At 71.5% G+C, this 12762-nt stretch carries 13 protein-coding genes; 8 read left to right on the top strand and 5 right to left on the bottom strand.

All coding sequences use genetic code 11. The features are described 5' to 3' along the window. Nucleotides 1–10 precede the first annotated feature (10 nt). Nucleotides 11–217 carry a DUF2613 family protein gene (locus AC6EI4_RS05685; protein ID WP_498450847.1) on the top strand — a complete coding sequence of 69 codons (207 nt, stop codon included), beginning with the start codon at nucleotides 11–13 and terminating at the stop codon, nucleotides 215–217. Beyond that, a complete protein-coding gene (locus tag AC6EI4_RS05680; RefSeq protein WP_498450846.1) occupies nucleotides 210–2492 on the top strand; it encodes a heavy metal translocating P-type ATPase in 2283 nt (760 codons plus the stop codon). Before AC6EI4_RS05685 ends, AC6EI4_RS05680 begins: the two co-directional genes overlap by 8 nt. 106 nt (nucleotides 2493–2598) lie before the next feature. Here the strand turns inward: AC6EI4_RS05680 and AC6EI4_RS05675 are convergent, their stop codons facing one another. Then, nucleotides 2599–3690, bottom strand: coding sequence for a hypothetical protein (locus AC6EI4_RS05675; RefSeq protein ID WP_498450845.1), 1092 nt, complete (start codon nucleotides 3688–3690; stop codon nucleotides 2599–2601). 42 nt (nucleotides 3691–3732) lie between these two features. On the opposite strand from AC6EI4_RS05675, the gene AC6EI4_RS05670 reads away from it, so the two are divergent. From AC6EI4_RS05670 to pstB, 5 genes are all read left to right on the top strand, one after another. Continuing rightward, nucleotides 3733–4587 carry an NUDIX hydrolase gene (locus AC6EI4_RS05670; protein ID WP_498450844.1) on the top strand — a complete coding sequence of 285 codons (855 nt, stop codon included), beginning with the start codon at nucleotides 3733–3735 and terminating at the stop codon, nucleotides 4585–4587. Between the two features lie 111 nt (nucleotides 4588–4698). Continuing rightward, nucleotides 4699–5799: a phosphate ABC transporter substrate-binding protein PstS gene (gene pstS, locus AC6EI4_RS05665; protein ID WP_498425216.1), complete on the top strand. Its 1101-nt coding sequence runs from the start codon at nucleotides 4699–4701 to the stop codon at nucleotides 5797–5799. Then, on the top strand, nucleotides 5796–6728 hold the full coding sequence (gene pstC, locus AC6EI4_RS05660; RefSeq protein WP_498450843.1) for a phosphate ABC transporter permease subunit PstC: 933 nt from the start codon (nucleotides 5796–5798) through the stop codon (nucleotides 6726–6728). The genes pstS and pstC overlap by 4 nt, the downstream gene beginning before the upstream one ends. A gap of 1 nt (nucleotide 6729) precedes the next feature. After that, nucleotides 6730–7806 (top strand): phosphate ABC transporter permease PstA, encoded by a 1077-nt coding sequence (pstA, locus tag AC6EI4_RS05655; protein WP_498450842.1) that lies wholly within the window; start codon nucleotides 6730–6732, stop codon nucleotides 7804–7806. A 31-nt stretch (nucleotides 7807–7837) separates the two neighbouring features. Beyond that, on the top strand, nucleotides 7838–8617 hold the full coding sequence (gene pstB, locus AC6EI4_RS05650; RefSeq protein ID WP_498425219.1) for a phosphate ABC transporter ATP-binding protein PstB: 780 nt from the start codon (nucleotides 7838–7840) through the stop codon (nucleotides 8615–8617). Nucleotides 8618–8626: 9 nt separating this feature from the next. On the opposite strand, the gene AC6EI4_RS05645 is transcribed toward pstB, so the two are convergent. After that, nucleotides 8627–9091, bottom strand: a complete 465-nt coding sequence (locus AC6EI4_RS05645) for a hypothetical protein (protein WP_498450841.1) — start codon at nucleotides 9089–9091, stop codon at nucleotides 8627–8629. Between the two features lie 82 nt (nucleotides 9092–9173). Here AC6EI4_RS05645 and AC6EI4_RS05640 point away from each other — a divergent pair, with 82 nt between their 5' ends. Further along, nucleotides 9174–9983 carry a response regulator gene (locus AC6EI4_RS05640; RefSeq protein ID WP_498425221.1) on the top strand — a complete coding sequence of 270 codons (810 nt, stop codon included), beginning with the start codon at nucleotides 9174–9176 and terminating at the stop codon, nucleotides 9981–9983. A gap of 66 nt (nucleotides 9984–10049) precedes the next feature. Here the strand turns inward: AC6EI4_RS05640 and AC6EI4_RS05635 are convergent, their stop codons facing one another. The 3 genes from AC6EI4_RS05635 to AC6EI4_RS05625 all read right to left on the bottom strand — a co-directional run bounded on the left by AC6EI4_RS05635 (nucleotide 10050) and on the right by AC6EI4_RS05625 (nucleotide 12667). Further along, nucleotides 10050–10700, bottom strand: coding sequence for a TasA family protein (locus AC6EI4_RS05635; RefSeq protein ID WP_498450840.1), 651 nt, complete (start codon nucleotides 10698–10700; stop codon nucleotides 10050–10052). A 237-nt stretch (nucleotides 10701–10937) separates the two neighbouring features. Then, nucleotides 10938–11954 carry a signal peptidase I gene (locus tag AC6EI4_RS05630; RefSeq protein ID WP_498450839.1) on the bottom strand — a complete coding sequence of 339 codons (1017 nt, stop codon included), beginning with the start codon at nucleotides 11952–11954 and terminating at the stop codon, nucleotides 10938–10940. 104 nt (nucleotides 11955–12058) lie between these two features. Continuing rightward, nucleotides 12059–12667: a TasA family protein gene (locus AC6EI4_RS05625; protein ID WP_498425224.1), complete on the bottom strand. Its 609-nt coding sequence runs from the start codon at nucleotides 12665–12667 to the stop codon at nucleotides 12059–12061. Nucleotides 12668–12762: the final 95 nt, after the last annotated feature.

Genomic DNA, 12762 nt, shown 5'->3' with positions numbered 1-12762 from the left:
GGCCCGATCGATGAGTACGCCGGTGCGGGTCGCGGCGTTCGTCGCCGGCCTGCTGCTCGCCTTCACCGCCGCCTTCGGGGCCGGGCGGGCGCTCGGGCCGCTCGAGGAGCCCAGCCAGCAGCGCACGCCCCAGCAGCACCAGCCGCAGGAACACCAGCCGCAGGACCCACAGCACCAGGACCCGCAGCACCAGCAAGGAAGCGGTCGCGATGACTGAGACCACCACCGGCCCGGGGCCCGACACCGCCCTCGAGCTGGCCATCAGCGGGATGACCTGCGCGTCCTGCGCCAACCGCATCGAGCGCAAGCTCAACAAGCTCGAGGGCGTCAGCGCCAGCGTCAACTACGCGACCGAGAAGGCGAAGGTCTCCTTCCCGCCCTCCGTCACCACCGACCAGCTGCTGGCCACCGTCGAGGCGGCGGGCTACTCGGCGACGTTGCCTCCGCCGCCGCGCGAGGAGCGCTCCGCCGCCGGTGGCGCCCCGGCCGGGGACACCGTCGACGCCGGCGACCTCGAGGTGCTCGCCCTGCGCCAGCGGCTGATCATCTCGGCGCTGCTGAGCGTGCCGGTGATCGCGATGGCGATGGCCCCGCCGCTGCAGTTCACCAACTGGCAGTGGATCTCGCTGACCCTGGCCTCGCCGGTCGTCGTCTGGGGCGCCTGGCCGTTCCACCGCGCCGCCTGGACCAACGCCCGCCACGGCAGCTCGACGATGGACACCCTGGTCTCGATCGGCGTCCTGGCGGCGTTCGTCTGGTCGCTGGTGGCGCTGCTGTGGGGCAGCGCCGGTCAGCCCGGGATGACCCATCCGTTCCGGCTCACCGTCGAGCGCGGCGACGGGCTCGCCAACATCTACCTCGAGGTCGCCACCGGGGTCACCACGTTCCTGCTGGCCGGGCGCTACTTCGAGAAGCGCTCCAAGCGTCAGGCGGGAGCCGCGCTGCGCGCCCTGCTCGAGCTGGGGGCGAAGGAGGTCGCCGTCCTGCGCGGAGCGCCCGGCGCGGAGCGTGAGGAGCTGGTCCCCGCCGACCTGCTCGCCGTCGGCGACCGGTTCGTGGTCCGCCCCGGCGAGAAGGTCGCCACCGACGGCGTCGTCGAGTCCGGGACCTCCGCCGTCGACGCCTCGCTGCTCACCGGCGAGCCCGTCCCGGTCGAGGTGGGGCCGGGCGACGCCGTGGTCGGGGCCACGGTCAACGCCGGCGGACGGCTGGTGGTGCGCGCCACCCGCGTCGGCTCCGACACCCAGCTCGCGCAGATGGCGCGCCTGGTCGAGGAGGCGCAGAACGGCAAGACCCAGGTGCAGCGCCTCGCCGACCGGGTCTCCGGCGTCTTCGTCCCGGTGGTGATCACGCTGGCGGTGGTGACCCTCGGCTTCTGGCTCGGCCTCGGCGAGGGCGCGACGGCCGCTTTCACCGCCGCCGTCTCGGTGCTGATCATCGCCTGCCCCTGCGCGCTCGGGCTCGCCACACCGACCGCGCTGATGGTCGGTACCGGCCGCGGCGCCCAGCTGGGCATCCTGATCAAGGGTCCCGAGGTGCTGGAGTCGACGCAGCGCATCGACACCGTGGTGCTCGACAAGACCGGCACCGTGACGACCGGCCGGATGGCGCTGGTCGACACCGTGGCCGCCGCGGGGGAGTCCGTCGCCCAGGTACGCCGTCTCGCGGCCGCCCTGGAGCAGGGCTCCGAGCACCCCGTGGCGCGGGCCGTGGTCGCCGGCGCCCTGGACGCGGGCGACGCGCTCGCGCCCGTCGAGGAGTTCGCCAACGAGGAGGGTCTCGGGGTCCGCGGCACGATCGAGGGTCATGCCGTGCTGGTGGGGCGCCCGCGGCTGCTCGCCGACTGGTCCCAGCCGCTGCCCGAGGACCTCGTCGCCGCCCTGGAGCGTGCCGAGGGCCAGGGCCGGACGGCGGTCGCGGTCGGCTGGGACGGCCGGGCGCGTGGCGTGCTCGTCGTCGCCGACACGATCAAGCCGACCTCCGTCGAGGCGGTCGAGCGCCTGCGCGGCCTGGGTCTGGAGCCGGTGCTGCTCACCGGTGACAACGAGCGCGCGGCCCAGGCGATCGCCGCCGAGGTCGGCATCGAGCGCGTCATCGCCGGGGTGCTGCCGGCCGAGAAGGTCGACGAGGTCAAGCGCCTGCAGAACGAGGGGCGGGTGGTGGCGATGGTCGGGGACGGGGTCAACGACGCCGCCGCGCTGGCCCAGGCCGACCTGGGGCTGGCGATGGGCACCGGCGCCGACGTGGCGATCCAGGCCTCCGACCTGACCCTGGTGCGCGGCGACCTGCGAGTCGCCGCGGACGCGGTGCGCCTCGCGCGTCGTACGCTCGCGACGATCAAGGGCAACCTGTTCTGGGCCTTCGCCTACAACGTGGCCGCGATCCCGCTGGCCGCCTCGGGCCTGCTCAACCCGATGTTGGCCGGGGCCGCGATGGCGCTGTCCTCGGTCTTCGTGGTCACCAACAGCCTGCGCCTGCGCCGCTTCAGCTGACCCCGCGCGCTGCGGGGTCGTGTGCCTGAGCACGCGCTGGGGCGCGGCGTGGGGCACACGACCCGGGCGGGCGGGGACCCGGGCTGGGGCCCGGGCTGGAGGTGGGTCAGCAGGTGGCGAAGAGCAGGGGGCCGGTGCTGAGGTCGGAGAGCACGTACTCGCCCTCGACCGGGGCCAGGTCGAGGACCACGCTGCGGCCCTCGGCGGTGGCGGAGGTGAGCTCGAAGCGGTCGCTGAAGTCGCCGCCCTGGCCCGGGGCGGGGCCGGTGGCCAAGGTGGCCCGGCTGTCGGCGTCGGAGCGGGCGCGTCCCTCGTCCTCCAGCGCGAGTACGGCGCGGACGGTGTCGTCGGGCTGCACCGACATCGCGAAGGCGGTGAGCGGGTGCACGCCACCGGCCGCCGTGACCAGCTCCGCGCCCTGGCCCTGGTCGGTCTCGTCGGCCTGGGACATCGCCAGCGAGCGGCAGGCCTGGTCACCGGTGTAGACGACGGCCGAGAGCGGCTCACCCGAGGGGCCGACGGCGTCGTCGACGTCCTTCATCCCGGCCCCGTCGCCGCCCACGGCGTCCAGCGCCCGCTCGAGGTACGTCGCGGTGTCGGAGGTCAGCACCAACCGCTCGTCCTCGAGCAGCGCGACGTGCTGCAGTTCGGGGGTGAGCGTCCCGCCGATCCGCGCGACCACCTCGGGGCCACCGCCCCACACATCGTCGTCGTTCTTGGGGGCGGCGTAGCCCAGCGACTCCAGGTTCGCGCCGAGCTCGTCGAAGTCGGTCGCCTCGGGCAGCCGCATCGTCACCAGCGCGCCGTCCGCGGACTGGCTGAACGCCTCCCACTCCACGGTGGCGGGGGAGAAGCCGAACTCCTCCTGCATGGTCACCGCCGAGGCCACCAGCGCGGTGCTGGAGGTCAGGTCGCGCTCGAAGCCTCGGTCGAGGAACCGCTGGGTCTGCTCGGCGTCGAGGGGCGGCGCGTCCACGCCCAGCTCGTCGCGCACCGCCTGCCAGTCGGTCCACGCCAGGCGCAGCGTCCCCGTCGGGGCCATCGCCACCGCGCGCTCCAGCTCGGTGCGCTGCGACTCGCGCCACCACCCCCAGGCGACCAGGGCGCCCCCGACGAGGGCGAGGACGGCCACCACGGCGACGGCCGCCAGCGTCGTGCGCCGGGTCATCCGGGAACGGACGGCACGGAGTGCGCGCACGGGTTGCTCCTGTCGTTGCGAGAGTGGTGTGAGACTAGCGCCATGAGCCTGGAGATCGTCTCGGCCGGAGCGGTGGTCACGCGCAGGGGCCGCGAGGTGCTGCTCGTGCATCGGCCGCGCTACGACGACTGGTCCTTCCCCAAGGGCCACGTCGACCCGGGCGAGCACGTCACCACCGCGGCGGTGCGCGAGGTGCTCGAGGAGACGGGCCTGGGCGTCCGGCTCGGGCCCCCGCTGAGCGACCAGCACTATCCGGTCGGCGGGCGGCCGAAGACCGTGCACTACTGGGTCGGCCGGGTGGTGGGCGACGACGACGTGAGCGGCTACACCGCGAACGACGAGATCGACCGGGTCGCGTGGCTGGACCACGACGCCGCGCTGCAGCGGCTGACCTACGGCTACGACCGCGACACGCTGCGTGAGTCGGTGCCGCTGCGCAAGCGCTCCTACCCGCTGGTCGTGCTGCGCCACGGCAAGGCGTTCCCCCGCAAGCAGTGGACCGGCGACGACCGGCGCCGTCCGCTCGCCGAGGCCGGCGCGCACCAGGCCTGTGCCGTCGTCCCCATCCTGGAGGCCTACGGCGTCGAGCGGGTGGTCACCTCGAGCAGCACCCGGTGCGTGCAGACGGTCGAGCCCTACCTGCGCGCCCACGGCCTGGTGCCCGCGGCGTACGACGGGCTCAGCGAGGAGGGCGCCACCGCCCAGAGCGTCGCCGGCGCGGTCGCGGAGCTGCTGGTGGCCGACGACGCGTCCGTGCTGTGCACCCATCGCCCGGTCCTGCCGGCGGTGTGGGAGGCGCTCGGGTTGCCCGCGGCGCAGCTCGAGCCCGGGGCCATGCTGGTCGCCCACCACCGCCACGACCGGGTGGTCGCCACCGAGGTGCACCAGGTGGAGTGAACCGAATGCTCCGCCATGTTCACCCCTCGTTCACCCGCGTCACCGGGTCCGGACACCTGGCCTGTCTACCGTCCTGAGCGTCAGCAGTCTCGACGTTCTCAGGAGTAGTAAGTGACGATCACTTCGTTCCGCCGGGCCGTGGTGCCCGGACTCGCCGCCCTGGCCCTGGCCGTGTCCGGCTGCAGCGCGTCCAACGAGGGCGGCTCCGCCGAGGCGGACGACGCGCCGAGCCTGTCGGGCACCCTCAGCGGCGGCGGCGCGAGCTCGCAGGAGGCGGCGCAGGGGGTGTGGCGCGCCGGGTTCCAGGAGGCCAACCCCGACGCGACCGTCAACTACGACCCGATCGGCTCCGGCGGCGGCCGTGAGCAGTTCGTCTCCGGCGGCCTGCCGTTCGCCGGCTCCGACTCCTACCTCGACGACGACGAGGGCGAGCTCGCCGCAGCCAAGGAGCAGTGTGGCAGCGACCCGATCGAGATCCCGAACTACGTGAGCCCGATCGCCGTCATCCACAACGTCGAGGGCGTCGACGAGCTGAACCTGGACGCGGCGACCATCGCCGGCATCTTCGCCGGCACCATCACCCGCTGGGACGACCCGGCGATCACCGCGACCAACCCCGGCGTCGACCTCCCTGCCGAGGCGATCACCGCGGTGCACCGCTCCGACGAGTCCGGCACCACGGAGAACTTCACCCACTACCTCGCGACGGTGTCGCCCGAGGTCTGGACGTACGGCGAGGTCGGCGACTGGCCGATCGAGCAGGGCGAGGGCGCCAGCGGCACCTCGGGGGTGGTCTCCGCGGTGTCGCGCGGCACCAACAGCATCGGCTACGCCGACGCCAGCCAGGCCGGCGAGCTGGGCACCGTCCAGGTCCAGGTCGGTGACGAGTTCGTCGGCCCGACCGCCGAGGCGGCGGCCAAGATCCTCGAGGTCTCGCCGCGGGTGAAGGGCCGCGCGGAGGTCGACATGGCCTTCGACCTCGACTACGACACCGACGCGGCCGGCGCCTACCCGATCGTGCTGACGTCGTACCTGCTGGCCTGCCAGACCTACGCCGACCCGGCCACCGCCGAGCTGGTCAAGGGCTACCTCGGCTACGTCGTCAGCGACGAGGGCCAGCAGGCCGCAGCCGAGAGCGCCGGCTCCGCTCCGTTGTCCGCGGCGCTGGCCGAGGAGGCCCGCGGCATCGTCGAGGCGATCAGCGTCACGTGATCGACACCGAGCCACCTGCTGCCGCGGCGCCCTCGCGCCGCGGTGACACCGTCTTCGCCGGGCTGACCAGCGCGGCGGCGTTCCTGATCCTCGCCGCGCTGACCGGTGTCGCGCTGTTCCTGCTGCTCGAGGGGATGCCGGCGGTGACCGCCACCGACGCGCAGCTCGGCGCGGACAACCTGCTCCTCTACGTCTGGCCGCTGCTGTACGGCACCCTGCTGGCGGCGACGCTGGCGATGCTGATCGCGGCTCCGCTGTCGATCGGGCTGGCGCTGGTCATCTCGCACTACGCGCCGCGCCGGCTGGCCCGGCCGATCGGCTACCTGGTCGACCTGCTCGCCGCGGTGCCGTCGGTGGTCTACGGGCTGTGGGGCATCGAGTTCTTCGGGGCCCACCTGGTGGGGGTCTACGGCTGGCTCCACGAGCGGCTGGGCTTCCTGCCGTTCTTCGAGGGGCCGCCCTCGACGACCGGCAAGACCATCCTCACCGCCGCGATGGTGCTGGCGATCATGGCGATGCCGATCATCACCGCCATCTGCCGCGAGGTGTTCGCGCAGACTCCGCGGCTGCACCAGGAGGCCGCCCTGGCCCTGGGCGCCACCCGCTGGGAGATGATCCGGCTGACGGTCTTCCCCTACTCCCGCTCCGGGGTGATCTCCGCGATCATGCTCGGGCTCGGACGCGCGCTGGGCGAGACGATGGCCGTCGCCATGGTGCTCTCGGCCACCGGCGTGGTCACGGTCAACCTGATCTCCTCGGTCAACCCCTCGACCATCGCCGCCAACATCGCGCTGCAGTTCCCCGAGGCCTCGGGGATGAAGGTCAACGTGCTGATCTTCAGCGGGCTGGTCCTGTTCCTGGTCACCTTCGTCGTCAACTTCACCGGCCGCTGGATCGGCTCGCGCGGCCAGCTCACAGGAGGTCGCTGAGATGAGCGTCGTCGCCACCGAGCCGGACGCCGTCCCGCGCGCCCCGGTGTCCCTGGTCCAGCCGCAGCTGCCCCGCTCCGCGCCGCTGCTGGTCGCCGTACCGGCGCTGGCGTCCGCCGGGCTGGTCGCGCTCCTCCTCGGCTGGGGTCTGGTCGGGACGCTGTTCCTGGCGGCCGGCCTCCAGATCACGGCGCTGCCGATCTGGTCGCGCGCCGTGGAGGGGCGCCGCCGGGCCGCCGACCGGTTGGCGACCAGCCTGATCTGGTCCGCCTTCGCGCTCGCGATGCTCCCGCTGGTGACGCTGCTCTGGCAGGTCGTCTCGCGCGGCGTGCCCGCGCTGTCCGGTGAGTTCTTCACCGCCTCGATGCGCAGCGTGGTCGGTGAGGGCGGCGGCATCTACCACGCGATCATGGGCACCCTGATCATCACCGGGTGGGCCGCGCTGATCTCGGTGCCGGTCGGGGTGCTGGCCGCGGTCTACCTGGTGGAGTACGGCGCGGGCAGCCGCCCGGCGCGCCTGGTCACGTTCCTGGTGGACGTGATGACCGGGATCCCCTCGATCGTGGCGGGACTGTTCGCCTACGCGCTGTTCGCGCTGATCTTCGGGCCGGGCGTCCGGATGGGCATCGGCGGCGCCGTCGCGCTGTCGGTGCTGATGGTCCCGATCGTCGTGCGCGCCACCGAGGAGATGCTCAAGCTGGTGCCCGACGAGCTGCGCGAGGCCTCGCTCGCGCTGGGTGTGCCGAAGTGGCGCACGATCACCAAGGTGGTGCTGCCGACCGCGATGGGCGGCATCGTCACCGGCGTGATGCTGGCCGTGGCGCGGGTCGCCGGCGAGACCGCGCCGCTGCTGATCATCGCCGGGAAGACCGACTCGCTGAACCTCGACGCCTTCCACGAGCGGATGGCGACGCTGCCCGTCTTCATCTACTACTCCTACATGCAGCCCGGGATCCCGCCCGAGTTCGGCCGCGAGCGTGCCTGGGGTGCGGCGCTGGTGCTCATCGCGATCGTGATGGGCCTGAACCTGCTCGCCCGCCTCATCGGCTCGCGCTTCGCGCCCAAGTCCGGCCGCTGACCCCCGACCCACCGAAAGCGAACCCCACGACATGGCCAAGAGCATCGACGTCAGCGACCTCGACATCTACTACGGCGACTTCCTCGCGGTGCAGGGGGTGAACATGACCATCCCCGCCCGTTCCGTGACGGCCTTCATCGGCCCGTCCGGGTGCGGCAAGTCGACCTTCCTGCGCTCGCTGAACCGGATGCACGAGGTGATCCCCGGCGCGCGGGTCGAGGGAAAGGTCGTCGTGGACGGCCAGTCCCTCTACGACCCCGGCGTCGACCCGGTCGCCGTACGCCGCCAGATCGGGATGGTCTTCCAGCGGCCCAACCCGTTCCCGACCATGTCGATCTACGAGAACGTGCTGGCCGGCAACCGGCTCAACGCCCGGCGGATGAAGAAGTCCGAGGCGGACACCATCGTGGAGCGATCGCTGCGCGGGGCCAACCTCTGGCTCGAGGTCCGCGACCGCCTCGACAAGCCCGGCGGCGGGCTCTCGGGAGGCCAGCAGCAGCGGCTGTGCATCGCCCGGGCCATCGCGGTCGAGCCGCAGGTGCTGCTGATGGACGAGCCCTGCTCGGCGCTCGACCCGATCTCCACGTCCGCGGTGGAGGACCTCATCCACGAGCTGAAGAGCGACTACACGATCGTGATCGTCACCCACAACATGCAGCAGGCGGCCCGGGTCTCCGACGACACCGGCTTCTTCAACCTCAAGGCCACCGGCCGGCCGGGGCAGCTGGTGGAGTTCAACCCGACGAAGAAGGTGTTCTCCAACCCCGAGCACCCCTCGACCGAGGCGTACATCTCCGGGCGCTTCGGCTGAGGGGCCAGATCAGAGAGTGCCGTCGTTCTGGGACCCCGCGTCGCACGTGATCTGCCGCGTCCAGGCGGGGCCCGTCCAGTTGCCGAGCACCGCACGGATCGAGACGGTCCACGTCGTGGCCCCCACATCCCAGAATTGGCGCGCACTGAAGGAGAAGGGAAGGGGAACGTCACCCGTCCTCTGGAAACCCTCGCTCTTGTCGCTTTCGAGCGTGTAGCTGAACCGCACACCGGAGGGCTGGGGGGCGGAACCGAGGCTCGTGACGGTGACCGACAGGGATTCAGTGAAGAGACTGGTAGCGCACTTGTAGGTGCCCTTGACGCCGGTCAACGGCGCCAGCGACGCAGTCCCGACCGCCTGCGAGACCGTGGCCCGGCCGGCGAACTTCGCCGAGGCGAGCTCCGGGACGACGAGCAGGCAGAACACGGCCAGCGCGAGACAGACCCCGCGGCGGACAGTGTCGAAGCGGCTCATGAGACAAGTGTCGCTTGGAGAGTTCAAGCGATTCGGCACGCAACCTCAAGAAACCAGCAAGATCAATGGCATCATCAGGGTCATGGGAACAGGGGGGACGGAGCAGCGCCGCGCGGTCGTCATCGAGGACGATGCCGACATTGCCGCTCTCGTGGAGTTCGCGCTGATCTCCCAGGGTTTCGAGGTGACCACCGTCAGCGACGGGCTCAGGGGCGTGGAGACGGTGCGTGAGCTCGACCCCGACCTGATCACCCTCGACGTGGGCCTGCCGGGGATCGACGGCGTGGAGGCCTGCCGGCGCATCCGCACCATCACGGACGCCTACATCATCATGGTCACCGCGCTCAGTGACGAGATCGACCGCCTGATCGGGCTGGAGACCGGCGCCGACGACTACCTCGCCAAGCCGTTCAGCGTCCGCGAGCTCAAGGCCCGGGTCAACGCGATGTTCCGTCGGCCCCGGCGCGGACCGGGTTCGCCGTTCGCGACCGTGGAGCCACCGGTCCCGGCATCGGCCGCGCTGCCCGCAGTGGCGGAGGCCGCCCGGCCGGCGGTCGTGGTCAGCGAGCGGATCCCCGAGGGCCACGAGGTGCTGCGCCACGGCCTGCTCACCCTCGACGTGGACGGCCACCGGGCCATGTGCGGGGACCAGGAGGTGGCGCTGACCCCCACCGAGTTCGGGCTGCTGGCGACGCTGATGCGCTCCCCGGCGCGGGTGTGGTCGCGCGAGGCCCTGCTGCGTGAGGTCTGGGGCGATGTGTGGACCAGTGAGACGCACCTGGTCGAGGTACACATGGGCAACCTGCGCCGCAAGCTGGGCGAGGGGCGGGGCACGTCCCGCTTCGTGCGCACGGTGCGCGGCGTCGGCTACCGCATGGAGACCGTGGGCTGACCCGCGACGTACGACGAGCCCGCCCTCGAGGAGGGCGGGCTCGTCTGTGGTTCCGGCGGCGACCGGTCAGAGGTTCGTGCCGGTGCGCTGGTGGGCGACGAACTCGAAGCTCAGGTTGGCGGCCGCGTTCTGGAGCTTGTTGTCCGCGACGTCGTTGCCGGTGCTCAGGAAGGTGAACGTCACGCCGAGGTTCAGCTGACGGCTGGAGCTGTTGAGGCTCGCGTCGAGCATGGTGCCGGGGAGGGTGATCCCCTTGAAGACATCCTGGTCCTTGAGGATCTCGGTGACGGTTCCGGGGGCTGCCGTCGTGCCGCACCGCAGGGTCTTGTTCTCGAGCACCCACGGGACGCTGCAGGTCCGGACGCTGGCCTGCAGCTGCTTGACCAGGTCCGCGCCGGCGCCCTTGGTCGAGGTGGCCGTGGTCTTGATGTCGAGCGAGCCGAACTTCTCGTCGTCGGCGCCCCGAGCCAGGTTGACCTTGCGCTGGAACGAGTCGCCGGGAACCATCCCGCCGATGGCGCCCAGGTTCTCGGTCCCCTCCTCGACGCCGTTCATGCTGAGCGTGATCGTGCCGGAGTCGACGGCCTGGGCCGCGGTCGTGGTGGACGTGAACGCACCGAAGGTGCCCAGTCCGGCGACGCTGATCGCGCCACCGACGAGCACGGTGGAGGCGAGGATCTTGATGGTGGTGGCCTTGGAGGCGGCGGTCTTCAGCATCGGACTTATTCCTTCTGGTGGGGACCAACCGCGGGAGGGTCGGTCGTTCTGTTATGACCAGAACTCTGCTCCGTGCACCTCAAGTCCAGCTGCGGCTGCTGTGCAGGAAACCCTCAAGGAAGCTGCAAGGAGCCCGCGCCCAGCCTCAACGCCGCCCAGCCGGCGTGCCCGGACATGCGAGGACCGGGCCAGCGTGGTGCGTGCTGGCCCGGTCCGGGTGCGGATCGAGGGGGCGGATCAGGCGCTCTGGTGATCCGCGAGGTACGTCGCGAGGGCCTCGTCGGCGCGGGCCACGGCCTGGGGCAGCTCCTCGGCGATGGCACGCGCCGCGTTCACGTCCTGGCGGCGGACGTTGAGCTCGATGACCTCGGCCAGGCCCTGCAGCTCGCGGGTGCCGACGGTGCTCGAGGAGACCTTCAGGCTGAGCGAGGCCTCGAGGGCTCCGTCCAGGTCGTCGGCGGCCAGGGCGGCCGTGATCCGGTCCAGCCGCTGGGGGAGCATCTCCTGGTAGCGGTGGGCGAAGACCGCGACGAACTCCTCGTCGTCGACGTCGATGGCCAGGCGCTGCAGCGCGGCGTCGTCCAGGGTGTTGGGGTGGAGGGGCACCGCAGCGGACACGTCGTTCTCCTCGTCGTCCGCCTTCGCAGGCTTCCAGATCAGGATGAGGCCCAGGAGGATCAGGGCGCCGAGGGCTCCCCAGAACACCACGTCCTGGACGATGGGGGTGCGCAGTGCGCGGATGACCTTCCCGAGACCGGGCACGACGTACTCCGTCTTCCAGACGACGTCGTCTTGGAGGATCGCGGTCCACGGGTCGACGCCGTTGTTGGCGTCGCCCTTGGTCTTGATCGCGATGCGTCCGTCCTTCTTCTCGATCACCTTCGTGACCCGGTGGGTCTCGATCCGGTGGTCCTCGACGGGGATGTGGTAGGTGACCACGTCCCCGACCTCGACGGTCTCCGCGGCGTGCGGCACCGAGATGACGACGTCGCCGGGGTTGATCATCGGCGCCATGCTGCCGGTCAGCATGGTGATCGTGCGGTACCCGAACAGGTGCGGGCCGACGGCGAGACCGAGGAAGGTGATCAGGCAGGCGACGAGCAGCAGGTTGATCGTCAGCTTGCCGAGCTTGCGCAGGACCGACCCGAGGGTCGACCCGACGGTCGACCCCGTGGACCGGGCGGGGGCGGCGCGGTGCGAGGGAGTGGTCGCCACGTGGCCGCGGGTGCCGGGGAACTGGAGGACGTTGGTCATCTCGGGCTCCTTCTCAGTTCCGGTGGTCGGCGGGCGGGCTGGTGGCGGGTTGGATCAAGCAGGAGGGGCCGTCCACCCCCCACGGGGGACGGTCCCTACCGGGATCAGAGGTTGGTGGCGGCGCGCTGCGTGCCGTCGAACGTGAAGTTCACGGTGTCGCTCTTGTCCTGGAAGGCGTTGTCGGCCTCGCCCGGCAGCGTCATCGTCACGCGGAGGTGGGCGGTCTTGCCGGTGCCGTTGAGGGCCTGGGTGACGCCGGTCAGCGCACGGTTGGCGCCGATGACCGAACCGGTCAGCGCCGAGGTGGAGCCGGTGCAGGTGAGCTGCTTGGTGGCGGCGTTGAGCACCCACGCAGAGGTGCAGAGGTCGACGCTGAGCGTCATGCTGTGGGCGTTGCCGGTGGTGAGGATGGTGCCGTTCGACGTCGTGGTCAGCGTGACGCCGCCGAAGGTCTCGCTGCCGGTGCGGGTCAGCGTCACCGCGCGCTGGATGCTGTCACCGGGGACCATGCCGGTCGCCGCGATTCCGAGGCCCTGGGGGCCAGGCTTGGTGAGGTCCATCGTCACGGTGCCGGAGCTGACGGCCTGGTTGGCGGTGGTGGTGGAGGTGAACGCACCGAAGGTGCCCAGTCCGGCGACGCTGGCGGCTCCACCGACGAGGACGACCGACGCGAGGATCTTGGCGGTGGTGGCCTTGGAGGCTGCGAGCTTCATGACTGGGTTCCTTTGCTTGGGTGACCGGCTTGTGTGCCGGTCGTTCTCGGTGTGAGCACTACTCTGCTCCGCCGATCTCAAGCGATCCGGTGGTT

The organism is Nocardioides sp. Z43_10 (genome assembly GCF_059766615.1).
The sequence above is the reverse complement of the archived record's forward strand: the minus strand, read 5'-3'. Positions and strand labels throughout refer to the sequence as shown.